Source organism: Granulosicoccus antarcticus IMCC3135 (genome assembly GCF_002215215.1).
GTDB classification, from domain to species: domain Bacteria; phylum Pseudomonadota; class Gammaproteobacteria; order Granulosicoccales; family Granulosicoccaceae; genus Granulosicoccus; species Granulosicoccus antarcticus.
Window position 1 is genome coordinate 4,527,648 of sequence record NZ_CP018632.1, and the last position, 25,730, is coordinate 4,553,377.

Here is a 25,730-nt window from a genome sequence, read left to right on the forward strand (position 1 = left end):
ATGCAGACCAACAAAACCAGCTTGCCGCCCCAGAGCGCTGATACCCAGCGACAGCGAATCCCGATCGCCATGACCATTGCCGGATCGGATTCGGGCGGTGGTGCGGGCATCCAGGCAGACCTGAAGACTTTCAGCGCCCGAGGCGTTTATGGCGCCTCCACCATCACCGCGTTAACTGCCCAGAACACCTGCTCGGTCAGTGCCATTCATGAGGTGGCGCCTGAATTCGTGACGCAACAACTCGTCGCCGTCCTGTCCGATCTGAAGGTCGATGCCATCAAGATCGGCATGCTTGCCAGCATTCCCATCATTGAAGCCATCGGCGTGGTGCTCGACCAATACCCCGACATCCCCGTCGTGCTTGACCCTGTCATGGTGGCCAAGAGTGGCGATTCATTACTGCACTCAGACGCCATTGAGGCCTTGCGCGACATCCTCTTCCCGCGAGCCACCCTCATCACTCCCAACATCCCCGAAGCTGCCATGCTCTTGGGTGATGTCGAGGCCAGCAGCGAGGCGCAGATGGAAGCACAGGCAAGGGCACTGAGCCGGTTCGGCTGCTCGGCGGTTCTACTCAAGGGCGGACACCTGGCATCCTCGGACAGCACCGATCTGTTATTACAAGACGGCGCCATCCATCGCTTCTGCTACCCACGCATCCCCACCAGCAACACACATGGCACCGGCTGCACCTTGTCATCGGCCATCACTGCCGAAATAGCCAAAGGACTGCCTTTGCACACAGCCATCGCCATCGCCGAGCAATACATACACGAAGCGATTGCCTGTGCCGATCAACTGGACGTGGGGCACGGTCACGGTCCCGTACATCATTTTCATGCACTGTGGAGTTGAAGGTGACTCAGGCTCCGGCCATCGAGTTGCAGGCAGTCAGCCTGACACTGGGTGAGCATTGCATTTTTGATCGCCTGACACTCAGCATGGAATCGGCTCAATGGCACAGTATTCTGGGCCGCAGTGGCGCAGGCAAATCCTGCCTCCTGAGGCTGGTAGCAGGCTTGCAGCAGCCCGATTCGGGCTGCATTACAAGCTTTGGCAAACCGAGCGCATCCCGACAGATTGCCTATATGGCACAGGAGGACGGCCTACTACCCTGGTTGTCGAATCTGGACAATGTGCAGCTGGGAGCCCGCTTGCGTGGCGAACGCAGCCCTGCCAACCGGCAACGCGCGCAGGCACTGATTGAACAAGTCGGCCTGGCTGACTGGGCCGATGCTCTACCGGCTGTGCTCTCAGGAGGAATGCGCCAGCGCATAGCCCTGGCCCGCACCCTGTTCGAGGATCAACCTGTCGTACTGATGGACGAACCCTTCAGTCGACTGGATGCCATCACCCGAGATGAACTGCAACTACTCGCCTTCGATCTGTTATCAAAGCGCACGGTACTGCTGGTAACCCATGATCCGATTGAGGCGCTGCGCCTGTCACAGGCAGTCCACGTACTCAGTGCTGCATCGCCCTCATCCATTCACAGCATTCGCCTGTCGACAGCTGCGCCTCGCGCCATGGATGATGCCTATGTCATGCAGCACCTACCCACGGTATGGCATCACCTGCAATCGCTGAGCAGGCAAGTGGATGCCGCCTGATATGCAAAAGCTGCCAACAACACAACGCCCCGCGCTGCTGAACTTTGTCATCACCGCTGCCAGCATCCTTGTGTTCTGGCAATTGCTGGTGAGCATAACGGGCATCCCGAAATTCATGCTGCCAGCCCCCTTGGCCGTCTTCGAATCTGTCCTGACGCACGCCCAATCACTGGCCTCTCATTCATTGATCACGGGTTTCGAGATCGTTGTCGGCCTGGTGATCGGCAGCTGTCTGGGCATCATCAGTGCCATTGGCCTGACCGCATCAACCTCTGTGCGTCGCTGGGCACTGCCTCTGATGGTCATCAGTCAGTCCCTGCCCGTCTTCGCACTGGCACCGCTATTGACCCTGTGGTTTGGTTATGGCATCAGCTCGAAGATCATCATGGCCATACTCATTATCTATTTTCCCGTGGTGGCCGCAACCTTTGACGGACTCCGGCACACCCAGCCCGCCATGCTGGATCTGGCACAGACACTACGGGCTACACCATTGAGCATCATGTTCCAGATCCGGCTGCCAGCCGCCCTGCCCTCAATTGCTTCAGGCATACGTGTTGCCACCTCCATTGCTCCCATTGGCGCGGTGGTCGGCGAATGGGTTGGCTCAAGCAAAGGTCTGGGCTATCTGATGCTGCACGCCAATGGCCGTATGCAAACCGATCTGATGTTCGCCGCATTATTGTGTCTGTGCCTTATCGCACTGCTGTTGTACTTCTGCGTTAACCGGCTACTTGACCGAATCCTCTACTGGCAACGTGACTCCAGCCAGTTCCACACCGCTCAACCCCATCGAAACTGAACCCATGAAACGATTGAACCTGCTACTGGCACTGTGGCTTTTCAGTACTGCAAGTCTGGCAGACGATAAACCACTGACCGTTTTACTAGACTGGTTTGTAAATCCGGACCATGCCCAATTGATACTGGCTAAAGAACTGGGTTACTTCAAGGAGGAAGGCCTGGATGTGGAACTGATCGAACCGGCAGATCCTTCCTTACCCCCCAAAATGGTCGCAGCTGGCAAAGCCGATGTTGCCATCAGCTATCAGCCGCAACTGCATGTACAGGTCGCTGAAGGCTTGCCGCTGTCGCGCTTTGGTACATTGATATCAACCCCCTTGAACTCACTGGTGGTACTGGCTGACGGTCCGGTAAAATCCATTGCTGACCTGAAGGGTCGCAAGGTTGGCTTTTCTGTGGGCGGTTTCGAAGATGCCTTGCTCAAAGCCATGCTGGACACCGAGTCGCTGTCACTGGACGATATCGAACTGGTCAACGTCAACTTTTCCTTGTCTCCCGCGCTCATCACCGGACAGGTAGATGCCGTCATTGGTGCCTATCGCAACTTTGAACTCAACCAGCTGGACATCGAGGGCTTTGCAGGCAAGGCCTATTACCCCGAAGAGCACGGCGTGCCACTTTATGACGAACTGATCCTGGTAACCAACAATGAATCACGCGACGCCGAATGGATCGTCCCTTTCCTGCGAGCTGTCGAACGTGCAACCACGTATCTGGCCAACCATTCTGACGATGCCTGGGAATTGTTCAAGAATACCAACACGGACATACTCGACAACGAGCTGAACCAGCGTGCCTGGCGCGATACCCTGCACCGTTTCGCACTGCGCCCCGCCGCACTGGATACACGTCGATATGAAGACTTTGCGCGCTTTCTGCAAAAGCAGGGTCTGATCGATACCTTGCCTGAAACCAGCACCTACGCCTACGAGGCCCGCTGATATCATGTCGACACTTCTGGAGCATCTGCAGAGCCAATGCGAACCGCAATGGCAGCAGTACACTCAGCACGCCTTTGTCAGACAGCTGGCCGATGGCACACTGCCGCGCCATTGTTTCGAGCACTACCTGAAACAGGACTACCTTTTTCTGATTCACTTTGCTCGTGCTTTTGGCCTGGCCGCCTTCAAGAGTCGTAATCTGACAGAACTGAAAAGGGCCAATGCCTCTTTGTCCGGTATTGTGGATGTCGAACTGGACTTGCACATCCAGTACTGCCATCAATGGGGCATCTCGCAAGAGCAGCTGGAAAACACCATCGAGTCGACACCCAATATGGCCTACACCCGCTATGTCATGGAGCGCGGCATGGCAGGCGAGCTGCTGGACCTGAACATAGCACTGGCCCCATGTATTCTGGGGTATGGCCAGATTGCCAACTGGCTGCTGGCACAACCGTTTCTGGTCCTTGAAAACAACCCATACGCTGAATGGATCAATCTCTACGCAGGCGATGAATATCAGCAGGTTGCTGATGCTCACCGGGAGGCTTGCAATGCGGTTGAGCTATCAAATCTTGATGGTGCCCGTTTGCACACGCTGGTACAGACCTTCGATGCCGCCACGCGACTGGAAATCGACTTCTGGCAGATGGGACTGGATTGCAGCTGATGCTCCCGATTATCGAAATCGTCGGCTCAGGGGTCGCTGGTCTGTGTTGCGCGCAGGCATTTGTTGAAAAAGGTTGTCAGGTCACGCTACGCAGCGCCAGTAACGGCATCGACGAAAGCTGCTGCTCATGGTGGGCAGGTGGCATGCTGGCGCCCTGGTGTGAAAGCGAAAGTGCAGAACCGTTGATATTTCGGCTGGGGCAGGAAAGTCTGCGTTACTGGCAACAACACAGTCAGTCCATGCACAGCGGCGGCTCTCTGGTTCTGGCCCACCGACGCGACCAGGCGGATATCAGACAGTTTGCACAGCGCACCACCGACTATCAGGAACTGAACCGAGACCAGATTGGCGAACTGGAACCTGATATCGATGGCCGATTCGACCTGGGCCTGCACTATCCACAGGAGGCGCACCTGAACCCTCGTGAGACACTGCAGGCACTGCTGGACAGACTGCTTGCAAGCGAGCTCTTTACCGCCGTCTTCAATGAAAGGCTGGATGATCAGTATTTACAGAGTGCACCCGACGGTGGCTGGAGAATAGATTGCCGAGGCCTGGCCGCGCGCGATAGCCTCAGCGATCTGCGAGGCGTGAAGGGTGAGATGTTGATACTGGAAACCGCAGAGATCACACTGAGCCGTCCTGTGCGAGTGCTACACCCACGTCATCCGATCTATATAGTTCCGCGCAGCAATGATCAGTTCATGGTCGGTGCTACCATGATCGAAAGTGATGACAGAACCCATGCCTCGGCGCGCTCTGTCATGGAACTACTCTCCAGTGCCTATGCTCTGCATCCGGCATTCGCAGATGCCGCTATTGTGCAGATCGGCACTGATGTACGCCCCGCGTTTACAGACAACCTGCCCCGCCTCAGAAGACGCGGCCAGCTTGTCTATGTGAACGGTCTTTACCGACACGGGTTTCTATGCGCGCCAGCCATGGCGCAACGTGCCGTTTCTCTGGTACTGGAAGGCAATATTGACGAAGAGGTAGTCGATGAAAATCATGATTAACGGCGAGAAAGCAACCGTGAACTGCACCAGACTTGATGCTTTGCTGAAAGAGCTTGGCCATCGACCAGAAACAGTCGCCACGGCGGTCAATCAGGAATTTGTGCCTGTTGGTCAGAGGGCTGAGTGTGAACTGGCTGAAGATGATTCGATCGACATCATCGCCCCGATGTCAGGAGGCTGATCCGGTGTCATTGACTGTCTATGGTACAACGCTCACATCACGCCTGTTTCTGGGTACCTCACTGTACCCTTCCCCACAGATCATGCTCAATGCGATCGCAGCCTCTGGCTGTGAAGTGGTCACCGTGTCTCTGCGCCGCGAATCCAGTGCAGAGAAATCCGGCCAGGCATTCTGGTCATTGATCGAATCGGCCAATGTCCGGGTGCTGCCCAACACCGCCGGTTGTCGAGGCGTGAAAGAGGCTGTCAACACCGCCCACATGGCTCGAGAGCTCTTCAAGACGCCCTGGATCAAGCTGGAAGTCATTGGCAATGATGACACGCTGCAACCCGATGTATTCGGCCTGGTCGAAGCTGCCCGCATTCTGATAGACGAAGGCTTTGAGGTATTTCCCTACACCACCGATGACCTGGTCGTTGCCGAGCGACTGCTCAACGCCGGCTGTCAGGTATTGATGCCCTGGGGGGCACCGATAGGCAGTGGCAGAGGCTTGAACAACCGCTACGCCCTGAAATCCTTACGGGCAAATTTTCCTGACGTGCCTCTGATCGTCGATGCCGGCATTGGCTTGCCATCGCATGCGACTGACGCACTGGAGCTGGGTTACGATGCCATTTTGCTGAATACCGCGGTAGCCAAGGCAGGCGACCCTGTTGCCATGGCCCGGGCTTTTTCGCTTGCAGTCCAGGCAGGTCGAAGCGCCTGGCAAGCTCAGCCCATGTTGCCACGGGACATGGCCGCCCCTTCCACGCCGGTGCTGGGCACCCCTTTTCGAGACTTGTGACATGCTGCATCCCTTTTATCTGATCGTCGGTGAAACCGATCATCTCGAAGAATTTCTGGCAGCCGGCGTTCGCTGCGTGCAACTGCGAATCAAGGACGGCTCGGTCGAACATTGCCGCCGTGAGATAAGGCGTGCCCGGCAACTGTGCGAATCGGCCGGTTGCTCACTGATCATCAACGACTACTGGCAGCTGGCAATAGATGAGGGCTGCCAGGCTATTCATCTGGGCCAGGAGGATCTGCAGGCGGCACAGATGGAGACCATCAAGGCGGCAGGCATCAAATTTGGTATCAGTACACATGATCGGGCAGAGCTGAATATCGCCCTGTCGCACTCGCCGGATTACATTGCATTGGGCCCCGTCTACGCAACACTGCTCAAGAAAATGCCCTGGCGCCCCCAGGGCTTGCCCAAACTGCAACGCTGGAAAGATTCGATCGGTGATATTCCTCTGGTTGCTATCGGCGGCTTCACACCCGAACGCGCAGCGGGTGCCTTCGAGCACGGTGCTGATTCTGTTTGTGTCGTCACCGATATCGCTACCCATGCCGATCCGCTGGCACGCATAACACAGTGGTTGGCAGTGACTCAGAAGGGAGCTTGAAGCCGGATTCTGCCTTAGCCAGAATACTTGACAGAGAGCAGGAAATACCGCTATCTTTACTGCGCATGAATACTTCAAGCCAGAATGTCCAGCTCTCTAAACCGGATTTCTCAAAACCGGCAGTCAACACTGCGCGCGCTTAGAACCGGCTCAATTTTTTAAAAAACTCCGGCGAACCTTTGCGGCTCCCGGAGTTTTTTTCGCTCTGGAATCCGTAAAAGTTCGCCTCAAACGAGGCACCATCATGTTTGCAGGATCGTACGTCGCACTGATCACCCCCATGAACGCCAATGGCGAACTCGATGAATTGGCACTGCGCAAGCTGGTTGCCTGGCATATCCAGAACGGCACTGATGGTTTGGTTCCGGTAGGTACTACGGGCGAATCTCCGGTACTGTCTGCCAAAGAGCACCGCAAGATCGTGCGTCTTGTCGTTAAAGAGGCAGCCGGGAGAATCCCTGTCGTTGCTGGCTGCGGTTCCAACAACACCTCAGAGGCCCTGAAATTTCATGACTATGCACACAAGGTAGGCGCCGATGGGGCCTTGCATGTCACCGGCTACTACAACCGGCCCAGCCAGGAAGGCTTGTTCCGGCACTTCGAAGTGTTGAGCAAGAGCAATGAGCTGCCCATCATTGTCTACAACATTCCGGCACGAGCCATTGTCGATATTTCTGCCGACACCATGGCCCGCCTGGCAACTCTTCCTACCGTTGTCGGCGTCAAGGATGCCACAACCGATCTGGCCAGACCCGCTGTCGAGCGACAGCTTATTACAAAGCCCTTCTCCTGGCTGTCCGGCGAGGATGGCACCGCAGTCGCCTACAATGCCGCAGGCGGAAACGGCTGTATATCAGTCACAGCCAATGTCGCCCCGGCCCTGTGTGCCAGTATGCATAAAGCATGTGCTGATAATGATTTCCATACTGCCAGAGACATACAGAACTCATTGATGCCATTGCATCAATCCCTGTTCCTGGAGCCCAGTCCTGCAGGCATAAAATACGCTTGCTCACGACTTGGCTTATGCACAGATACCGTGCGCCTGCCGATTGTTACCCTGCAAGACTCTACCAAGGAAAAAATTGACCTGGCCCTGCAGTCCCTGAATCTTCTTTGATAACTACAAGCCCGTCCCACGCTCGATTGCGGGTGGGCTTGGTCGTTAAATATCAACGATCAATCAGAATCCACGGACGGCCTACGCTGAACCAGGTAGATGTGTTCGCAATACAAAACGCAGACCCCCTCCTGGTTGATGACATTGACTGACTCTATGACACGACCATGATCAGCGTGCTTCTTGTCCGGATACTTGTCCTTGATCGCCAGAACGGTGTGAATCGTGTCGCCTATATGCACAGGCTTCAGAAATCGTAGTCGGTCATATCCCAGACTGAAAGCGACCGGGTTGATCACGCTCGCTGACAGACCTATACCGATGGTGAATATCATCGTGCCATGCGCAATGCGCTGGCCAAACTCCTGAGTTGCACACCATTCAGCGTCCATATGATGCGGGAAATAATCACCGCTATGACCTGCATGTACAACGAAATCGGTTTCTGTAATCGTGCGACCGAAGGTCTGCCGACCGGCCCCGATTTCATGGTCCTCGAAAAATTGCTGGACGATCATCCTGTACTCACTGCCATTGAGGTATTGGGTTCTGGCAGTACAATACAACGCCAATATTCATTTGTAAAATGATGTTTTATATATGATTGATTAAACCTGAACAATCGAACCGGTAAAACGGATCAAAGAAGTATTTTGCAAGACAAAGTCTGTGATGATCTACCGCCTGCAAATCATCGGTGACGACTACCAGGTAACCAGCGCACCATTAGTTGAACAGGCGGCTGATGAGGGTGCCTGCAACGCGGTTCTGATCAAAGTCAATCAATCAGGCACCATTTCAGAATCACTGGACTGCCTGTCCACGGCACGACAACGCGGTTACCGTGCCGTCGTCTCGGCCCGTTCCGGTGAGAGCGAAGATGTGACCATCGCGCACCTGGCCGTCGGTCTGAATGCCGGCCAATTGAAAGTCGGCTCATTTACCCGCTCCGAGCGCATGGCCAAATGGAATGAATGCCTGCGTATAGCTGACCAGCTCGGCCCGGATTCTTTCGTAAAAGGCCTGCCGCTGGCGGATACCTGGTGGGCAAGACAATCAGTAAAAAGCTGAACCCTGTCAAATCCGGAGACCGGTGCTTGAGCAATCCGACTCAGTGTCGTCCTGCCTTCAGGTAATCCCAAGAACACGCATCTGTTGCGACATCTGCTTGAAGGAGCCTCCGGTATGGCGCTTGATAACGGCAAGAGACTCTTCCACATCGTTCTTGCGTAACGCTGCAAGCAGTGCGCGATGCTCCACGAGAATGGTTTCATGTCGCGGCGTCTTGATACTCAGCTTTGCCCCGTAGACATTCAATGCCCGTCGCAGCTTGTACCAGGTCTCAGCCGCAGGCTGGTTGTAATGTCGCTTGCAGATCGCCCAATGAAACTCATAGTCCAGCTTGCGAAAGACAGCCAGCTCGGAGATAGGTGTTTTCTCTATCTTTTCCTGAATCGCTTCCATCTCGTCAAGCAGATCTGGCGGTGCGAATTCGGCAAACCAGGCGACAAAATAAGGCTCCAGCAATTCGAGTATCTCGAAGATATTCTGAATGGTATTCGCATCACCCATGCGAATCGTTGCCCCGCGATTCGGGCTGATCACGACATAGCCCTCGCCTTGCATACGTCGCAGGACTTCGCGAACCGGACTTGTACTGACCCCATAACGCCTGGCCAGCTCAGCAACTTTCAGGCGTTGTCCGCCCTCCAGTTCGCCGGTAGAAATATCATTCAGAACCGCCTCATAGAGCGAGTTCGTCTCTTCTTGTTCAGTGCCGTTGGAAGTCAAGGTGATGTGTCATTCAAATTAGTAGACGTATTTAACCCGTTCGAGCCTGTATAGATCAACAAAAATCGTTCATGTGATTCAAATAATATATTATTTCTTCGCTTTCATGATACTTTGTCTCTCAGATACTCTAATCACAGGGAGCTAATGGTCGTGAAACTCTTTTCTATTCGGTTTACAAATGAGGACTGCACTCATGCCTGATGATGGAATTCCGAGCCAGGTAAAGCGTCCCAACGTTATTCTGATCACCACGGATCAACAACGTGGAGACTGTGTCGGCTATCAGCCGCGCGGTGTCAAAACTCCCCATATCGATCGAATCGCACAAGCCGGCACCCGTTTTGACACCTGCATAACTCCACACCCCATGTGTCAGGCAGCACGCGCCTCCATACTCACCGGCAAGCTGCCCTACACCCATGGTGTACGTGACAACGGTCGCAATCTGGCCAATCATTTTGGTGCCGATGGCCTGGGGGGAATATTTTCACAGGCGGGTTATCAAACTCAGTTCATTGGCAAAGCCCACCTATCTACCCATGAAACATTCAATGCCACCGGCCAGCCCGAGTGCTATTACAGCACTGCGGATTATCCGGCTGACTGGGGTGGCCCCTACTTCGGATTCGAATCTGTCGAACTGTTGCTTCGCCCACATCATCACTGCGCGTGGAACGATCCTCCGTACACATTGCATTATGAAAACTATCTGAACACGGACAATGCCGGTCGTCAACGCTGGGAGAAAGCCAAGGTGCATGCCAACCCGCAAGGCCTGCCAGATACCACTCATCTGCAAGTCTGGCGCTCGGCACTGGAAGATGAATGGCACTCAACCCCCTGGATTGCTGATCGCACGGTAGACATGATTCAAGACATGGGTGATGAACCCCTGTTTGCCTGGGTCTCCTTCCCTGATCCGCATCCACCGTTCCTTGCTGCCGAGCCTTGGGCCAGCATGTATCACCCTGATGAGGTCGACATTCCGGAACACCGTGAACTGGATCTGGACAATCGTCCCTGGTGGCATCGAGCCTTTCTGGAAAGCCCCATACGCAAGAACGTCAAACGACCTCATGCAGAAGCAGGCAAGGACTGGGGAGAATCCAAAGCTCTGACAGAGACTGAATTGCGAGATATCACCGCACTCTATTACGGCATGATTACCGCCATCGATCATCAGGTGGGCCGCATTCTGGATGCTCTGGAAGAAAGGGGCGAGCTGGAGAACACCATCATCATATTCACCAGCGATCACGGTGAATGGCTGGGTGATCATGGCTTGCTGCTAAAGGGGCCAATGTTGTATGACGGGCTGTTGCGAGTACCTTACGTCATGAGCGGACCGAATATTCCAGCTGGAAAAATAGTCCACGATCCGGTATCCACACTCGATATTCGCGCAACCCTGGCTGACATGTGCGGCCTGCAGGTCAGCGCTGATAACGGTGAATCACTCGTCGGCCTCCTGCAGAACACGGCAAGCCGCGACTTTGCACTCAATGAATGGGAGGTTGATGAAACACGCAGTGGTATCGGCATGGATCTGAGCACAGTACGCAGTCAACGCTATCGCATGTCCGTCGACTTGCGAACTGACACCGGCGAGCTGTACGACCTGCAGGAGGATCCCCATGAAATGCACAATCTGTTTGGCGATCCCGGGTATGCAAAAACCCAGGCCGAACACCTGTCAATGATCAACTCCCGGCCTGACGATCAGATACCTGTGGCCCCTCGTGTCGGCTGGCACTAACAGAAAACCAGATTCCATGACAAAAATAGCATCCATAGAACCCATACTGGCCCGCGTCGGCATCCGTAACCAGCTGCTGGTGAAAGTGACGACAGAAAGCGGCATTGTCGGCTGGGGTGAGTCCGGACTCTCTGCACGAGAAGAATCGGTAGCCGCCACCATCAGGCATTTTTCCGAATTCCTCATTGGCCAGGATTCAAGAAATATTTCGCGAATCTGGCAGGAAACCTACCGCAGTCAATACTTTGAAGGCGGACGTGTACTGACGGCTGCCATGTCAGCAATCGATATTGCTCTCTATGACATTCTGGGCAAACGCCTGGAGGTGCCGGTCTATCAGCTACTGGGGGGTAAACAACGCGATGTCATTCCTACCTTTGGCTGCTGTACCGGCAACAGCATCGAGGAGCTAGTCGACAATGTAAGAACACTGGTCAAGGATGGCTGGACCAGCGTGCGTATCAACTCATCAGGCTTTGAAACCGGCCAGATCTTTGATCCTCGTACCGCGATGGTCATCGCCGCAGAGGAACTGAAGCAGATACGCAAGGAATTCGGGCCCCAGCTCTGTCTGGGTATCGATCTGCATCATCGCCTGTCAGTGGCAGAAACCGCCAGCTTCTGCAACATGATGCCAAGCGGTACCGTCGACTATATTGAAGAACCCATTCGCGACGAGTCTCCCGAGGCCTACGCCAGCCTGAGGACACTTACCCAGATTCCGTTTGCCATCGGCGAAGAATTCTCTTCAAAATGGCAGGCAGCACCTTTCCTGGAACGTGGCCTGACGCAATACATGCGGGTTGATATCTGCAACATTGGCGGTTTCACCGAAGCCATGAAGCTGGCCGGCTGGAGTGAAGCTCATTACGTCGACATGATGCCACACAACCCCCTGGGTCCTGTCTGCACTGCCGCAACCGTGCATTTTTCAGCCGCAGTACCCAACTTCAGCTGGCTTGAAACACGCCAGTCCTCAGTTGAACAACTCGGTTTTCATGATCCCGAAATCTTTCCGAAACAAGTACAGATGGATGGAGCTGTCTATATTGTACCCGATGGCCCGGGGCTAGGCGTCGAAGTCAACGAAGAGATCATCAGAAAGCAAACCCCATTACATGTCGAACCTCCCCATCTGCGACGTCCGGATGGATCGGTAACCAACTGGTAGATTTATAAAAATACACACCAACCACAGTAGAGGAGCTATGACCACCAAAAACAACAAAATAAAATACCTGGAAACGGGGGTAGCAGGTGCCATTATGGCGTTTGCCACAGTAATGCCCGCATACGCCTACGAGCAGGCACCCTCATTGGATGAACAGGTGCAGGCAGGCACTCTGCCCGCCGTTGATGAGCGCCTGCCCAAGGAACCTCTGGTACTTGAGGTCGTTGAACAGCCCGGAGAATATGGCGGTACTTTGCGACGTGCCATTCTGGGAGGTGGCGATCAGCACAACCTGGTACGTACCATTGGCAGCGACAACCTGGTGCGCTGGGATGCCAACTGGACCGAAGTACGTCCCAACATTGCCAAGAGTTGGGAAGTATCAGCAGACGCCTCCAGCTTCATCTTCGAGCTACGTGAGGGCATGCGCTGGTCCGATGGTGCGCCCTTCAACGCTGATGACATCATGTTCTGGTACGAGGACATATTTCTGAACAGTGATCTGACACCCAACAAGGATCCAACCTTCATAGGCTCCACAGGGCCAGTCAAAGTCAGCAAGATTGATGACTACAAAGTCGAGTTCAACTTCGGGTCACCCAACGGCCTGTTCCTGCAAAACATGGCCTACGGCTTCGGTTATCACGTCACCGCTTACCCGAAGCACTATCTCAGTCAGTTCATGGAGAAGTACAACCCTGATCTGCAGACACTGGTTGATGCAGAACCTGCCGCAGCAGACTGGATACAACTGTTCAATCTGAAAGCAGGGCCGATGGACACCCCTCTGTTCTGGCAAAATCCGGATCGCCCTACCTTGCACGCCTGGAACCTGCGCAACGCCTACGGTTCAACCGAACGTGTCGTGGCAGAACGCAACCCCTACTACTACAAGGTTGACGAGAAAGGCCAGCAACTACCCTATATCGATCGCATAACCTACGATCAGGTAGAAGATGTCGAGACCATCCTGTTGAAAGCCTTCAACGGCGAGATCGACTATATGCTGCGTCATGTGGGCCGTCCTGCCAACAAGGCCTCACTGACCGACAACATGGAACGTGGAAAATATCACTTTTTCGATGTCGGCGATCTGCCGGGCAATATCATGATTCTCATGCTCAACCTGAATCATCCTGACCCGGTGAAGCGCGAAGTCATCAATAACAAGGATTTTCGTATCGGTCTGAGTCATGCCGTCAACCGTCAGGAGATCATCGATCTGTTGTACTTCGGTGCTGCAATACCTGCCCAGACTGCTCCCAGAGAAGGCTCAGAACTCTACAAGGAATGGTATCTGAAGCAGTTTACCGAGTTTGATACCGAGCTGGCCAACAAGCATCTGGACATGGCCGGACTCGACAAGCGCGACGACGAAGGGTTCCGCCTTGGCCCTGATGGCAAACGCTTTACCCTGGTTTTTCTGGTAGCTGATGTATTTGGTCTGCAATACCCGGATGCCATGGAACTGATTGCAGGCTATGCCGCTGATGTCGGCCTGGATATACAGGTACGGGCAACTGATCGCTCACGACTGATTTCCTTGCATACCGCTAATGAACAGGATGCCTATCTGTGGAACTGTTCAGGTGGCCAGGCTGACGCTTATACCGCGCCATTGTGCTATGTACCGATGATCAGCAATTCCGTCAGCTGGGCGCGACTCTGGGCTGAATGGGGTGTAGACAATACCCGTGGCGAAGAACCTCCGCAGGCAGTCAAAGACATCTTTACCGCTTATAACGAAGTCAAGGCTGCCCCCACACCTGAAGAAATGAAAAACAGGATGGGAGAGCTACTCGACATGTCAATGGAGCAGTTCTTCACTATTGGCCTGGTGCAGAACAACCCGGTATTCGGAATTGCCCGCAACAACATGCGCAACGTTCCTGATCCGTTGCCTATTGCCGGACAGCTTTGGTTTCCAGCGCCTTATACCGCCCAGATGTATTTTGAAGGCGGCACCAACCTGCCCTGAGCAAGCATGCGAAGTCCGGGGCGCCTGCCCCGGACATCGACGTCTTGCAACAATCAAATCACCTTAGCGTTCTAAACACCTCAGGGGTATCAGACAATGATGGGGTTTTGCCTGCGACGGATCATGTACATGATTCCGACGCTGATTCTGGTGTCAATCGTCACCTTCATAATCATCCAGCTACCACCGGGTGACTATCTTGATTCCCTTGCCGCTGACATGGGGGAGTCAGGGTCTGACAATACGGCGGTCGTCGAGACCTTACGTCAGCAATATGGCCTCGGCCAGCCCATATACGTGCAGTATTACAAATGGATGAAGGGCATTCTTCTGCACGGCAATTTCGGTATTTCATTCGAGAAGAATGTTCTCGTGACCGATCTGATATGGGACCGGCTCGGCTGGACATTCGGCATTTCGATAATGACGCTGTTATTCATCTGGGTAACGGCACTTCCCATCGGAATTTACTCGGCAGTCAAGAAATATTCGTTTGGCGACTATACCGCGACCCTGTTCGGATTCATTGGCCTGGCAGTACCAAACTTCCTGTTGGCACTGGTCATGATGTACGTCTCCTTCAAGTTTTTCGGGCAAAGTGTTGGCGGCCTGGTCAGTCCCGAATACATAGAGGCAGCCTGGAGTTTTGATAAGGTCATCGATCTTCTGAAGCATATCTGGATGCCGATTGTCGTTGTCGGAACCTCAGGGGCCGCCGCTCTGATTCGCATCATGCGTGCAAATCTGCTCGATGAGATCTATCGACCCTACGTAGTCACAGCACGTGCCAAGGGCATGTCCGAATTCCAGCTTCTGATGAAATACCCTGTGCGTGTCGCCCTGAACCCATTCATATCGACGATCGGCTGGATTCTGCCAAGTCTGGTCTCAGGAGAAATCATTGTCGCCGTCGTCATGAACCTGCCGACCACCGGCCCACTACTCCTGCGAGCATTGCTGGTACAGGACATGTATCTGGCCGGATCATTGATCCTGATCGTAAGCCTGCTGACGGTGATCGGAACACTGATTTCAGACTTGCTCCTGGCATGGATTGACCCGAGAATTCGCTACCAATGAACATGAGTCAGAGCACCACTACAACTCCAGTCCAGGATGCGGATGATGTTCCCGCACCCGTGCTACTCAGCCCAAGAGCATTGACATGGCGCAAGTTCAAACGACACAGAATCGCCTGGTACAGTCTGTACATTGTCGCCTTCATCTACCTCATGGCACTGGTGGGGGAATTCATGACTCCGGCAGATATCCACAAGACCAGTACCCGACGTGCCTTTGCACCGCCTCAGGGAATACACCTCTTTGCTCCCAACGCCCAGGGTGGTACTGACTTTCAACTGCATGCCAAAGGACTGAAGCTGGAGATCGATCGCAAGGCCATGCGCAGAATCTTTGTCACTGATGAGGAAAAGATAATTCCACTCGGTTTTTTCGTCAAAGGCTACGAATACAAGTTATTGGGACTATTCCCCAGCAAGGTGCATCTGTTCGGCCCGGTGGACCCAAAACAGAGCGTCTACTTCATGGGTGCGGACCGACTGGGCCGCGATATCATGAGTCGTATTATCATCGGCACACGAGTGTCGATGTCGATCGGCCTGATCGGTGTCATCGTATCGCTGTTTGTTGGCGTCACTCTGGGAGGTATTTCAGGCTTCTTCGGCGGCTGGGTCGACAATCTGATTCAGCGCTTGATCGAATTCATACGCTCCATTCCCACCATTCCCCTGTGGATGGGACTGGCCGCGGCGATACCACTTGACTGGCCACCTTTGAGAACGTATTTCGTTGTCACGCTGATCGTGTCGATGATTGGCTGGACCAGTCTGGCCCGAGAAGTTCGGGGCAAATTCCTGTCACTCAGGTTTGAAGACTTCATCATTGCCGCCCGACTCGATGGTTTGAGCGATATGGAAGTCATACGCAAACACATGGTGCCCTCGTTCTCCAGTCATATCATTGCCTCTCTGACTCTGGCGGTACCGCTGATGATACTGGCCGAGACTTCGCTCTCATTTCTGGGTGTCGGCCTGCAGCCCCCCGTAGTCTCATGGGGCACCTTACTCAAAGAGGCACAAAACGTACGCACTATTATTGAAGCTCCCTGGCTTCTGATCGCCCCGGCAACGATGATCGTTATCGCTGTGCTGGCCCTCAACTTTCTAGGAGACGGACTTCGTGATGCAGCAGACCCTCATGCACACTGACCCAGCAATGGCGACCATCAGCAAACCCGAGGGCCCGCCTCTACTGGAGATCTCTGGCCTGAAGACGCAGTTCTTTACCGATGACGGTGTCGTCAAGGCCGTCAACGGGGTGGATCTTTCAATATTCAGTAATCGCACCTTATGCGTACTGGGAGAGAGCGGCTGCGGCAAATCGATTCTGGCACGCTCGATCCTCAGAATTGTCGATGCACCGGGCAGAATTACAGAGGGCAGCATTGTCTATCGTTCGGCTGATGGTCGCAGCATCGACCTTGCCGCCGCCAGGCAAGGCTCCAGGGAATTGCGGGCGATTCGTGGTGATGATATTGCCATGATCTTTCAGGAGCCCATGTCATCGCTAGGCCCGATCACCCGCATCGGCAAGCAGATTACCGAAACGATTCTGCTACATCGAAAAATTTCCAAAGCCGAGGCAAAGGAGATTGCCATCGAGTTACTGGACAAGGTCGGTATTCCAAAACCTGCTGAACGCCTCAACTCCTACCCCTTCGAATTATCGGGTGGCATGCGCCAGCGAGCGATGATTGCAATGGCCCTGAGTTGCCGTCCGCGTCTGCTGATCGCTGACGAACCAACGACCGCACTGGATGTGACAACGCAGGCACAGATCCTCGATCTGATCGCAGAGCTCAAGGAAGAGCTGGAGATGGGTGTCATGCTGATCACTCATGACCTGGGAGTCGTTGCCGAGGTAGCCGAGGATGTTGCCGTGATGTATATGGGAAAAATTGTGGAAAAGGGCGACGTTTTCTCAATTTTCGAAAACCCTCAACACCCCTATACCAGAGCCTTGCTCAAATCCGTGCCACGTATCGGCGCTAGCCGCAAGGCTCGACTGCCGGCCATTCGCGGCATGGTCCCCCACCCTCTTGCAGTGCCTTCTGGTTGTACGTTCCGGACGCGCTGTGACAGTTTCATGCCCGGCGTCTGCGATCAGAAGCAACCCGCGCTGGTCGAACACGATGATTCGCAGGTTGCCTGCTTTCTTCATTCGCAGGAGACAACAGATGACTGATGCCATAATGCAGGTCAGAGATCTGAACATGCAGTTTCGCAGTGGCGGAGGCCTGTTCGGAGGCAACCCCAATATCGTTCAAGCCGTAGACAACGCCTCGTTTGACGTCTATCGCGGTGAGACACTGGGTATTGTTGGTGAGAGCGGCAGTGGCAAGACAACACTGGGTCGTTGTCTCATGCGTATCCTGGATCCCACCAGCGGCTCAGTGCGCTTTCATCGAAAACACAAGGAAATCATTGAGCTGGTCGATTGCGACAAGAAGGCGCTGCGTAGTGTCTGGAGAGACCTGCGTATGGTTTTCCAGGACCCCCAGTCTTCACTGAATCCACGCCTGCGGGTAATCGACATTGTCGGTCAATGTCTGCGTAAAACGGAGAATCTTTCCGGCAAGGCACTTTCAATTCGAGTCGCCGATTTACTTGAAAAAGTCGGTTTGCGACCTGAATACCTGCTGCGTTACCCCAATGCGTTCTCAGGCGGTCAACGCCAGCGTCTGGGCATTGCACGGGCCTTGGCAACTCAGCCAGAGCTGATCATCGCCGATGAAGCCGTCTCGGCGCTGGATGTCTCCATACAGGCACAGACCCTGAACCTGTTGCAGGATCTGCAGGAACAATTTTCGCTGACCTACGTCTTCATTGCTCATGATCTTGCGGTCGTTGAACATATCTGCGACCGGATAGCCGTCATGTACCTTGGCCAGATTGTCGAGCTTGCTACCACCGATGAATTGTTCAACAATCCGAAGCACCCTTACACTCGCGCTCTGTTAAGCGCCGTACCGGTGCCAGATCCGCGCGCCAGGCTTAACCGGAAAAAACGGGTTGCACTCAAAGACGGGACATCGACAAATACAGGCTGTCATTTTGCAGCTCGCTGTCCACATGCCACTGATCTGTGTCTGACACAAGCCCCGCCAAGGAAAACGATCGATGGGGCCGATGTACTTTGTCACTATGCGGGAGAGTTATGACAACTCAGGCCCCTGAAACCGGAACGACCGATCAGCCGGCTTCTAGCGGCCTGCTTTCAAGCGCCAGGCTGCGAACAGCTCAAGCGTTTCCGGATGCGTTGCCGGGTATAGGCCAATGATGCTGGCGCCTTCAAGCACCCGTTCAGTGACAAAGTCTTCAAAACAGGTCATTTCGGCCGCCTCATCAGCGATGAGGGCCGCTGAGGATGCTCGGGGTTTCCGAAAACCTCCAGCTGATTGAGATCTTCACGGGCCGGAATGTATCTCAGCGTATAGGCAGGCCCAACCATATTGCCTCGGCCATTGCGCAACAGCAGCACATTGTTGAGATCGGCTCCCGCTTCGTGCGAATCAATGGACTTGTATCGGGAAACATATTAACATCTTAGTTTGACACATCTAGTATATATGTGGCTTGACGCAGAATGATCCGATGAACTTGATGAGTAACCCGAATAGCTTTCTTTAGTGCTGTCAATGCAGGTATTCACCGAACTTCTGAGCACCCGACTATCATTCGCGCCAGCTGATTCAGTACTCGCAGATTCGGACAAAACCTGACTAACCCAGGTGTCATGCGCTGTCGCCTATACCTATATCTGTTATTCTGATTTTTTCCCTTTATCGACTACTCAAGAACGGATAAGAATGGCCAACGACAAATCACTGGATAATGTGCAGCCATTCTCGGAACTGTTCAGCGATTTTTCGCTATCCGGCAAGGAAAGCATGGTCAACCAGATCCATGCCATTCTCTGGGAACTGATAACCACGACAAAATTGCTGCCCGGACAACTCTTGTCTGAAAAGGAATTGTCAGAGGCACTCAACGCCAGCCGCACACCGGTTCGCGAAGCACTCATCCGGCTCGAAGATGCCGGACTGGTTTACGTGATACCCAAAAGCGGTACCTACGTCACACCCGTACGTATCAGCACCTATATCGAAGCCTGCTTCATCCGTATCCAGCTCGAAACCGGTGCCGTCCGACGCGCTACCGAAAGATTTGCAAGCTACCAGTCCGATGAAGACCTGAGCGGCATCATCAAACGCCAGAAGGCGGCTCTGAAAGAAGACGATTACTCAAAGTTCTTCCAGCTTGACGAGCTGTTGCATCAAGCCATTTTCACAATGGCAGGCCTGCCGGGAGTCTGGGATGTGATGCGCCGAACCCAGTCGGAAGTCTATCGAATCCGGCATCTCAAACGCGAGTTTCAATTACGCCATGGGGCGAAGGTACTCAAGGCGCATCAGAACATCGTTGACTGCATCAAGGCCGGCGATCCGGATGCCTCAGAAGCAGCGATGATTGATCATCTGGGCCCCCTTGAACGCGAGATAGAACAGCTAACCGCGTTCCCTGAGTTGCTTAAATTCATCGAGCAGCAAAATGCAGACACGCCTCGCTCTCGTCGACGCTCGTCCAAGTAGGTAAAAAGCACTTCACTGGAAACCGGTTGATTCGAACACATGCGCAACTCCTCTGATTCCACCCAGAAAAAAACTGCCAGTCCGATAAAACCAAGCTCGTCACTTGCGCCTTTCAGTAACCCCGTCTTTCGCTCACTCTGGTTTGCAACACTGATTTCAAACCTGGGCGGCCTGATACAGGCGGTCGCCGCCGGTTGGGCCATGACCACCCTGACGGATTCGGAATACATGGTGGCTCTGGTCACCGCATCAACCACACTACCGATCATGGCCTTGTCTCTGGTTTCCGGAGTGCTGGCTGACAACTATGATCGCCGCCGTATCATGATGGTGGCACAGACACTGATGCTGCTGGCCTCTCTGGGTCTGACGCTGGCTACCTACTTCGGTGTACTGACCCCGTGGATGCTGCTGTTCTTTACCTTCCTCATCGGTTCTGGTGCCGCCTTGAACAACCCGTCCTGGCAGGCTTCGGTCGGCGATATCGTTCCCCGTGAACAGGTGCCGGCAGCTGTCATGGCCAACGGCATGTCATTCAACCTGATGCGCAGCATTGGCCCGGCCCTGGGCGGTCTCGTCATTGTGGCTGCGGGTGTGACCACCGCTTTCACCCTGAACACCGTCAGTTATCTGGCCATGATTCTGGCGCTCGCCTTGTGGAGCCGCCCCCCGTCCGAGCGCACACTACCGCGTGAACGATTTGGCCAGGCAGCTGCTGCGGGTATTCGCTATGTGGGGCTTTCTCCGAATCTGTTGCGCATCATCCTGCGCGGCTCCCTCTTCGGCCTGACCGGTGTTTCGGTATTGGCACTACTACCGCTTGTCGCTCGTGACGCCCTGAACGGCAGTGCTTCCACCTACGGCTTTTTACTCGGATTTTTTGGAATAGGTGCCGTCATCGGGGCCCTCAACAATGCTCGCATTCGCGCAAAACTCAACAACGAGACGATCGTGCGCAGTACCTTTATCGGCATGGCACTGGGCGTACTGTTGTTGTCGGCTGGTCATGGCATGCTGTTATCAGCCATCGCCTTGCTCATCTGTGGTGCCTGCTGGGTAACCACCAACGCTTTACTGAATGTCTCCTTGCAGCTATCAACACCACGCTGGGTGGTTGGCAGAGCACTGTCGTTCTACATGATGGGCAATGCTGCGGGTATGGCAGGGGGTAGCTGGATCTGGGGTTTGGTTGCAGAACAACATGGCTTGCAGCTGGCTCTGATGATATCCGCAGCGACACTGATAGTGGGCAGCATCATCGGTTATCTGCTACCGCTACCCGAGTTCGATCGCTTGAATCTTGATCCGCTCAACCGCTTTATCGAGCCGACGCTGGCGGTACAACTGGCGCCACAAACCGGCCCCATCATGGTCACTGTCGATTTTGATATTGCCGAACATGACATACCGGCTTTTCTGGCGGGCATGGCCGCACGTCGTCGTATCCGCTTGCGTGATGGGGCCCGACGATGGTCACTGCTGCGTGACCTGGAGCACCCCAATATCTGGACCGAGAAATATTATGTAGCGACCTGGGTGGAATATGTTCGCCACAATCAGCGCCGAACCGTCTCCGACTCGGGCATCTCAGAAACACTCCACGCTCTGCACCGTGGTAATGAGCCGCCCAAGGTACGCCGCATGATTGAACGACAAACAGTCCCTAAACTCGCAGAACCCCATATCGAAGGATATGAGGAACCGCGATTCGAAGAGGTGCCACACTAGCCTTAAAAGTTCAGGGCGCTACACCAGCACCCGCTTGAACAGCAGTAACGGCAATCAGCTTGTACACATCATCGGCATTACAGCCTCGCGAAAGATCATTTGCAGGCTTGGCCAAGCCTTGCAATATCGGTCCAATCGCGATGGCACCACCAATACGCTGGGCAATCTTGTAACCGATATTACCGGCAGCCAGATCAGGAAATACCATGATATTGGCATTACCTGCCAGTTTGGAATCAGGCGCCTTGTGAGCAGCGATGTCAGGTACAAACGCTGCATCAAACTGGAACTCACCATCGATCATCAGTTCAGGCGCCAGTTCACGGGCACGATCAGTAGCCTCGATGACATGCGTAACCAGAGGATGCTTCGCACTACCCGCCGTTGAGAAAGACAGCATGGCAACCCGCGCTGTCTCACCCGACAGAGCCTCAAAGGAGGTTGCGGATGACACGGCAATCTGCGCAAGCTCTTCCACACTCGGCTGTATAACCAGAGCACAGTCGGCAAACACCAGCACCCGGGGCGTGCCATGATGTTCCTGTTCAAGAAACATCAGAAAGAAACTCGATACCGTACTCACACCCTTTGCCCGACCAATGACCTGCAATGCGGCACGTACCGTATCGCCTGTCGTATGTATCGCACCACCGATAGTGGCATCCGCCTGCCCCTCACGCACCATCATAGCTGCAAAAACCAGGGGATTACCGGTGACAGCCTCAAGGGCCATGGCAGCATCCACGCCCTTGTGGGCACGCAATGCATGATAGGCAGCAGCGTAGTCAGGCGTCAGTTGCGAATTGGCAGGATCAATGATTTCAATGGATTCCGATGAACCACCAAACTGCTTGAGTAGTGGTTCAACCTGTCCGGCCTTGCCCACCAGAACCGGCTGCGCCAGGCCTTCGTTGAAGGCGCGCACAGCGCCTTCAACGATTCTTGGATCTTCTCCTTCGGACAACACGATCCGTTGATTCAGACCGCGTGCCCGACTCATGATTGATTCAAGAATACTCATTTGAGATACCAGAGTCCGCCCAGAATGAATAGCGCAAGGAAAACGGTTTCCGCCACAATCAGAATAATGGCCTGACCACCGACATCAAAGATGGTTTTCAAGGAGCACTTCATACCCACTGCAGCAATCGCTATCAGCAGTGCCCAGCGCGACAATTCACTCAGAAACGATGCAACTACGGCAGGGATCAGACCCAGTGAATTAAGGCCAGCAAAAACCATGAAGGCAATGACAAAACCAGGGACAAGTGGTGGTTTGACAGCAGGCTTGCCACTCTCATCCGCATCACTTTCCATATTCCTGAACATCAAGGCAAACAGCAGTACCACAGGGGCCAGCATGCTGACGCGTATCAGTTTGACCAGAGTAGCCGTTTCACCAGCGGCATCTGACACCGAGAATCCGGCACCCACCACCTGAGCAACATCGTGAATAGTGCCACCCAGAAATACGCCAATCATCTGTTCATCCATACCCAGGGTCTGCGCAATAATCGGATACACGATCATGGCAATCGTACTCAGAACCGTCACACTCAGAACCGTGAACAGCAGATTGCGTTCCGAGTGTTCATTCTTGGGTAGTACTGCCGCAATGGCCATGGCAGCCGAGGCACCACATATAGCAACAGAACCACCTGTCAACAGAGCAAAACGCCAGCCACGTCCCAGAAATTTCGCACCTACCCAGGCAAACAGGATAGTAACCACGACGCCCAGTACCACCAGCCCGATCAGCTCGACACCCAGCCCGATTAACAACTCGACACTGATTCTCGCTCCCAACAAGGCAACCCCCATACGCAATACGGTTCGTGCCGTAAAGTTGATACCCGATACACAACGGCCCTCTTCGGCCAGAAAGTGAAATGCAATGCCCAGTAATAAAGCCATTAACATGGCAGGGGCGCCATAGTGCTCAGACAAGAACTGAGCACAAATGCCAATGACGGTTGCAACAGCTATTCCCTGCACAAGCCCGTCAATTGGGCCGAACTGTTGTTCGGCCCAGCCTTTCAAAGAGAAAGTAGTCAACGTCAAACCGTCTGCTGAGGAATCATGTCAGCCAGATCAATACCTGCAACAGAAACTGGCTGCTTCATGGCATCACGACGGAAGGGTTCGCCCAGCTCTTGATTCAGCAGAATTTCGATGAAGGTCGTTACGCCGTCTTCCATCTGTTCCTTGACCGCGGTATTCAGCGCTTCGGTCAACGCCTCAGTGCTGTCAACCTGAACGCCTTTCAGGCCACAAGCTTCAGCAATTTTTGCGTAGTTGACTTGCAGATCCAGCTCGGTACCCACGAAGTTGTCATCAAACCACAATGTGGTATTGCGCTTTTCAGCACCCCATTGGTAGTTTCTGAAGATAACCATAGTGATAGGTGGCCAGTCGTTGCGTCCACAGGCAGTCATTTCATTCATCGAAATGCCGAATGCACCGTCACCTGCAAAACCGATAACAGGTACGTCAGGACAACCGATTTTCGCACCCAGAATCGCAGGAAAACCGTAACCGCAAGGACCAAACAGACCTGGCGAGAGATACTTTCTACCTTGCTCGAAGGTTGGATAGGCATTACCGATCGCGCAGTTGTTGCCGATGTCGCTTGAGATGATGGCATCAGCCGGCATCGCATCACGAATTGCCAACCACGCGTTACGCGGTGACATTTTTTTCGGTTCACGCTCACGAGCCCGTTCGTTCCAGTTAGTGCCCGGATCATCATCTTCATGCTCCATGGATACCAGTTCCTGGCTCCAGCGCTTCTTGGTCTGATCGATCAGAGATTTGCGCTCTGCACGATCAGCGTTACCAGCAGAGGCTGACAGCTGCTCCAGGAGTTGTTCGGCCACTCGCTTGGCATCACCCTGGATAGGCACGGCAACCGCTTTGGTCAGTCCGATACGATCGGCGTTAATATCAACCTGAATAAGCTTCGCATCTTTTGGCCAGTAATCGATGCCATAACCAGGCAAGGTTGAGAACGGGTTGAGACGTGTGCCCAGGGCCAGAACCACATCGGCCTTGGAAATGATTTCCATGGCAGCTTTGGAACCATTGTAGCCAAGCGGGCCCATCGACAAAGGATGGCTGCCAGGAAAGGCGTCGTTATGCTGATAGTTGCAGCAAACAGGCGCATCCAGCTTCTCGGCCAACTTGGCTGATGCATCGATACCACCGGCAAGCACAACTCCGGCACCATTGAGGATGACAGGGAATTTTGCTTCTGACAACAAAGCGGCAGCATCCTGGATGGCCTGCTCACCACCACGTGGTCGTTCCAGACGGAAAACCTGTGGCAATTCGATATCGATGACTTGTGTCCAGTAGTCACGAGGAATGTTGATCTGTGCAGGGCCTGCCAGTCTGTGAGCCTGCAGAATGACGCGATTCAGAACCTCGGCAATACGCGAAGGATCACGAACCTCTTCCTGATAGGCAACCATGTCTTCAAACAGAGCCATCTGCTTGATTTCCTGAAAACCGCCCTGACCGATGGTCTTGTTGGCAGCCTGAGGCGTTACCAGCAACATGGGTGTGTGGTTCCAGTAAGCCGTCTTGACCGGCGTTACAAAGTTTGTGATTCCCGGGCCATTCTGTGCGATAGCCATGGACATCTTGCCAGTGGCACGCGTGTAGCCATCAGCACTCATTCCCGCGTTGCACTCGTGCGCGCAATCCCAGAACTTGATACCGGCCGCAGGAAACAGATCCGAAATAGGCATCATTGCGGAACCGATGATACCGAACGCGTGTTCGATGCCATGACGTTGCAAGACTTTTACGAACGCCTCTTCAGTGGTCATTTTCATGATAAATACCTCAGCTAAAACCAGTAGGGGTGAATTAGAGTGAAACGCGCATGAACTTAAAAACTA

General features: G+C 54.0%; 26 protein-coding genes. 20 read left to right on the forward strand and 6 right to left on the reverse strand.

Annotated elements, in window-relative coordinates:
• The 10 genes from thiD (at position 1) to dapA (ending at position 7,730) form a co-directional block, all read left to right on the forward strand.
• Positions 1–855, forward strand: a complete 855-nt coding sequence (gene thiD, locus IMCC3135_RS19575; RefSeq protein ID WP_088919140.1) for a bifunctional hydroxymethylpyrimidine kinase/phosphomethylpyrimidine kinase — start codon at positions 1–3, stop codon at positions 853–855.
• Positions 856–857: 2 nt separating this feature from the next.
• Complete coding sequence (locus IMCC3135_RS19580) at positions 858–1,610, forward strand: ABC transporter ATP-binding protein (protein WP_205737620.1); 753 nt, start codon at positions 858–860, stop codon at positions 1,608–1,610.
• A 1-nt stretch (position 1,611) separates the two neighbouring features.
• Positions 1,612–2,412 carry an ABC transporter permease gene (locus IMCC3135_RS19585; protein WP_088921952.1) on the forward strand — a complete coding sequence of 267 codons (801 nt, stop codon included), beginning with the start codon at positions 1,612–1,614 and terminating at the stop codon, positions 2,410–2,412.
• A gap of 4 nt (positions 2,413–2,416) precedes the next feature.
• Positions 2,417–3,355, forward strand: coding sequence for an ABC transporter substrate-binding protein (locus tag IMCC3135_RS19590; RefSeq protein WP_088919142.1), 939 nt, complete (start codon positions 2,417–2,419; stop codon positions 3,353–3,355).
• Between the two features lie 4 nt (positions 3,356–3,359).
• The gene (gene tenA / locus IMCC3135_RS19595; protein ID WP_088919143.1) at positions 3,360–4,025 is read left to right on the forward strand and encodes a thiaminase II; all 666 of its coding nucleotides are present in this window, start codon (positions 3,360–3,362) and stop codon (positions 4,023–4,025) included.
• Positions 4,025–5,041: an FAD-dependent oxidoreductase gene (locus tag IMCC3135_RS19600; RefSeq protein WP_088919144.1), complete on the forward strand. Its 1,017-nt coding sequence runs from the start codon at positions 4,025–4,027 to the stop codon at positions 5,039–5,041. Before tenA ends, IMCC3135_RS19600 begins: the two co-directional genes overlap by 1 nt.
• A complete protein-coding gene (gene thiS / locus IMCC3135_RS19605) occupies positions 5,025–5,222 on the forward strand; it encodes a sulfur carrier protein ThiS (RefSeq protein WP_088919145.1) in 198 nt (65 codons plus the stop codon). Before IMCC3135_RS19600 ends, thiS begins: the two co-directional genes overlap by 17 nt.
• Positions 5,223–5,226: 4 nt before the next feature.
• Positions 5,227–6,006, forward strand: a complete 780-nt coding sequence (locus tag IMCC3135_RS19610; RefSeq protein WP_236994619.1) for a thiazole synthase — start codon at positions 5,227–5,229, stop codon at positions 6,004–6,006.
• Between the two features lies 1 nt (position 6,007).
• Complete coding sequence (locus tag IMCC3135_RS19615; RefSeq protein ID WP_088919146.1) at positions 6,008–6,610, forward strand: thiamine phosphate synthase; 603 nt, start codon at positions 6,008–6,010, stop codon at positions 6,608–6,610.
• Positions 6,611–6,854: 244 nt separating this feature from the next.
• The gene (gene dapA / locus IMCC3135_RS19620; protein ID WP_088919147.1) at positions 6,855–7,730 is read left to right on the forward strand and encodes a 4-hydroxy-tetrahydrodipicolinate synthase; all 876 of its coding nucleotides are present in this window, start codon (positions 6,855–6,857) and stop codon (positions 7,728–7,730) included.
• Positions 7,731–7,789: 59 nt separating this feature from the next.
• Here dapA and IMCC3135_RS19625 read toward each other — a convergent pair whose 3' ends face one another.
• Positions 7,790–8,248: a MaoC family dehydratase gene (locus IMCC3135_RS19625; RefSeq protein ID WP_088919148.1), complete on the reverse strand. Its 459-nt coding sequence runs from the start codon at positions 8,246–8,248 to the stop codon at positions 7,790–7,792.
• 151 nt (positions 8,249–8,399) lie between these two features.
• Here IMCC3135_RS19625 and IMCC3135_RS19630 point away from each other — a divergent pair, with 151 nt between their 5' ends.
• Entirely contained in the window at positions 8,400–8,801 is a 402-nt protein-coding gene (locus IMCC3135_RS19630) for a phosphopyruvate hydratase family protein (protein WP_205737622.1), read from the forward strand.
• Positions 8,802–8,858: 57 nt separating this feature from the next.
• Here the strand turns inward: IMCC3135_RS19630 and IMCC3135_RS19635 are convergent, their stop codons facing one another.
• Positions 8,859–9,521 (reverse strand): GntR family transcriptional regulator, encoded by a 663-nt coding sequence (locus IMCC3135_RS19635; RefSeq protein WP_088919150.1) that lies wholly within the window; start codon positions 9,519–9,521, stop codon positions 8,859–8,861.
• A 196-nt stretch (positions 9,522–9,717) separates the two neighbouring features.
• On the opposite strand from IMCC3135_RS19635, the gene IMCC3135_RS19640 reads away from it, so the two are divergent.
• The 7 genes from IMCC3135_RS19640 to IMCC3135_RS19670 all read left to right on the forward strand — a co-directional run bounded on the left by IMCC3135_RS19640 (position 9,718) and on the right by IMCC3135_RS19670 (position 18,669).
• Positions 9,718–11,280: a sulfatase family protein gene (locus IMCC3135_RS19640; RefSeq protein ID WP_088919151.1), complete on the forward strand. Its 1,563-nt coding sequence runs from the start codon at positions 9,718–9,720 to the stop codon at positions 11,278–11,280.
• A gap of 16 nt (positions 11,281–11,296) precedes the next feature.
• The gene (locus IMCC3135_RS19645; RefSeq protein ID WP_088919152.1) at positions 11,297–12,451 is read left to right on the forward strand and encodes a mandelate racemase/muconate lactonizing enzyme family protein; all 1,155 of its coding nucleotides are present in this window, start codon (positions 11,297–11,299) and stop codon (positions 12,449–12,451) included.
• A 37-nt stretch (positions 12,452–12,488) separates the two neighbouring features.
• Positions 12,489–14,429, forward strand: a complete 1,941-nt coding sequence (locus IMCC3135_RS19650; protein ID WP_088919153.1) for an ABC transporter substrate-binding protein — start codon at positions 12,489–12,491, stop codon at positions 14,427–14,429.
• Positions 14,430–14,528: 99 nt separating this feature from the next.
• Positions 14,529–15,509 (forward strand): ABC transporter permease, encoded by a 981-nt coding sequence (locus tag IMCC3135_RS19655; RefSeq protein WP_257790430.1) that lies wholly within the window; start codon positions 14,529–14,531, stop codon positions 15,507–15,509.
• Positions 15,506–16,657 carry an ABC transporter permease gene (locus IMCC3135_RS19660; protein WP_169727495.1) on the forward strand — a complete coding sequence of 384 codons (1,152 nt, stop codon included), beginning with the start codon at positions 15,506–15,508 and terminating at the stop codon, positions 16,655–16,657. The genes IMCC3135_RS19655 and IMCC3135_RS19660 overlap by 4 nt, the downstream gene beginning before the upstream one ends.
• Positions 16,647–17,693, forward strand: a complete 1,047-nt coding sequence (locus IMCC3135_RS19665) for an ABC transporter ATP-binding protein (RefSeq protein ID WP_205737623.1) — start codon at positions 16,647–16,649, stop codon at positions 17,691–17,693. The genes IMCC3135_RS19660 and IMCC3135_RS19665 overlap by 11 nt, the downstream gene beginning before the upstream one ends.
• Positions 17,686–18,669 (forward strand): ABC transporter ATP-binding protein, encoded by a 984-nt coding sequence (locus IMCC3135_RS19670; RefSeq protein WP_088919156.1) that lies wholly within the window; start codon positions 17,686–17,688, stop codon positions 18,667–18,669. The genes IMCC3135_RS19665 and IMCC3135_RS19670 overlap by 8 nt, the downstream gene beginning before the upstream one ends.
• A 42-nt stretch (positions 18,670–18,711) precedes the next feature.
• Here IMCC3135_RS19670 and IMCC3135_RS35275 read toward each other — a convergent pair whose 3' ends face one another.
• Entirely contained in the window at positions 18,712–18,840 is a 129-nt protein-coding gene (locus IMCC3135_RS35275; protein WP_257790393.1) for a hypothetical protein, read from the reverse strand.
• A 477-nt stretch (positions 18,841–19,317) separates the two neighbouring features.
• Between IMCC3135_RS35275 and IMCC3135_RS19680 the strand changes: the two genes are divergently transcribed.
• The gene (locus tag IMCC3135_RS19680; RefSeq protein ID WP_088919157.1) at positions 19,318–20,100 is read left to right on the forward strand and encodes a GntR family transcriptional regulator; all 783 of its coding nucleotides are present in this window, start codon (positions 19,318–19,320) and stop codon (positions 20,098–20,100) included.
• Positions 20,101–20,139: 39 nt separating this feature from the next.
• Positions 20,140–21,828, forward strand: a complete 1,689-nt coding sequence (locus IMCC3135_RS19685; RefSeq protein WP_088919158.1) for an MFS transporter — start codon at positions 20,140–20,142, stop codon at positions 21,826–21,828.
• A 10-nt stretch (positions 21,829–21,838) separates the two neighbouring features.
• Here the strand turns inward: IMCC3135_RS19685 and pta are convergent, their stop codons facing one another.
• Genes pta through xsc form a run of 3 tightly spaced genes read right to left on the reverse strand, consistent with a single transcriptional unit; the run spans position 21,839 to position 25,664 of the window.
• Positions 21,839–22,849, reverse strand: coding sequence for a phosphate acetyltransferase (gene pta / locus IMCC3135_RS19690; protein WP_088919159.1), 1,011 nt, complete (start codon positions 22,847–22,849; stop codon positions 21,839–21,841).
• Positions 22,846–23,883, reverse strand: a complete 1,038-nt coding sequence (locus IMCC3135_RS19695; RefSeq protein ID WP_088919160.1) for a YeiH family protein — start codon at positions 23,881–23,883, stop codon at positions 22,846–22,848. The genes pta and IMCC3135_RS19695 overlap by 4 nt, the downstream gene beginning before the upstream one ends.
• 2 nt (positions 23,884–23,885) lie before the next feature.
• Positions 23,886–25,664: a sulfoacetaldehyde acetyltransferase gene (gene xsc, locus IMCC3135_RS19700; RefSeq protein WP_088919161.1), complete on the reverse strand. Its 1,779-nt coding sequence runs from the start codon at positions 25,662–25,664 to the stop codon at positions 23,886–23,888.
• Between the last annotated feature and the right edge of the window lie 66 nt (positions 25,665–25,730).

Coding starts and splice junctions, on each gene's coding strand:
- thiS (WP_088919145.1), top strand. CDS start 5,025: ATGAAAATCATGATTAACGGCGAGAAAGCAACCGTGAACTGCACCAGA.
- dapA (WP_088919147.1), top strand. CDS start 6,855: ATGTTTGCAGGATCGTACGTCGCACTGATCACCCCCATGAACGCCAAT.
- IMCC3135_RS19625 (WP_088919148.1), bottom strand. CDS start 8,248: ATGATCGTCCAGCAATTTTTCGAGGACCATGAAATCGGGGCCGGTCGG.
- xsc (WP_088919161.1), bottom strand. CDS start 25,664: ATGAAAATGACCACTGAAGAGGCGTTCGTAAAAGTCTTGCAACGTCAT.
- IMCC3135_RS19600 (WP_088919144.1), top strand. CDS start 4,025: ATGCTCCCGATTATCGAAATCGTCGGCTCAGGGGTCGCTGGTCTGTGT.
- IMCC3135_RS19660 (WP_169727495.1), top strand. CDS start 15,506: ATGAACATGAGTCAGAGCACCACTACAACTCCAGTCCAGGATGCGGAT.
- IMCC3135_RS19680 (WP_088919157.1), top strand. CDS start 19,318: ATGGCCAACGACAAATCACTGGATAATGTGCAGCCATTCTCGGAACTG.
- IMCC3135_RS19645 (WP_088919152.1), top strand. CDS start 11,297: ATGACAAAAATAGCATCCATAGAACCCATACTGGCCCGCGTCGGCATC.
- IMCC3135_RS19685 (WP_088919158.1), top strand. CDS start 20,140: ATGCGCAACTCCTCTGATTCCACCCAGAAAAAAACTGCCAGTCCGATA.
- pta (WP_088919159.1), bottom strand. CDS start 22,849: ATGAGTATTCTTGAATCAATCATGAGTCGGGCACGCGGTCTGAATCAA.
- IMCC3135_RS19655 (WP_257790430.1), top strand. CDS start 14,529: ATGGGGTTTTGCCTGCGACGGATCATGTACATGATTCCGACGCTGATT.
- IMCC3135_RS35275 (WP_257790393.1), bottom strand. CDS start 18,840: ATGACCTGTTTTGAAGACTTTGTCACTGAACGGGTGCTTGAAGGCGCC.
- IMCC3135_RS19615 (WP_088919146.1), top strand. CDS start 6,008: ATGCTGCATCCCTTTTATCTGATCGTCGGTGAAACCGATCATCTCGAA.
- IMCC3135_RS19585 (WP_088921952.1), top strand. CDS start 1,612: ATGCAAAAGCTGCCAACAACACAACGCCCCGCGCTGCTGAACTTTGTC.
- IMCC3135_RS19665 (WP_205737623.1), top strand. CDS start 16,647: ATGCACACTGACCCAGCAATGGCGACCATCAGCAAACCCGAGGGCCCG.
- tenA (WP_088919143.1), top strand. CDS start 3,360: ATGTCGACACTTCTGGAGCATCTGCAGAGCCAATGCGAACCGCAATGG.
- IMCC3135_RS19650 (WP_088919153.1), top strand. CDS start 12,489: ATGACCACCAAAAACAACAAAATAAAATACCTGGAAACGGGGGTAGCA.
- thiD (WP_088919140.1), top strand. CDS start 1: ATGCAGACCAACAAAACCAGCTTGCCGCCCCAGAGCGCTGATACCCAG.
- IMCC3135_RS19640 (WP_088919151.1), top strand. CDS start 9,718: ATGCCTGATGATGGAATTCCGAGCCAGGTAAAGCGTCCCAACGTTATT.
- IMCC3135_RS19590 (WP_088919142.1), top strand. CDS start 2,417: ATGAAACGATTGAACCTGCTACTGGCACTGTGGCTTTTCAGTACTGCA.
- IMCC3135_RS19670 (WP_088919156.1), top strand. CDS start 17,686: ATGACTGATGCCATAATGCAGGTCAGAGATCTGAACATGCAGTTTCGC.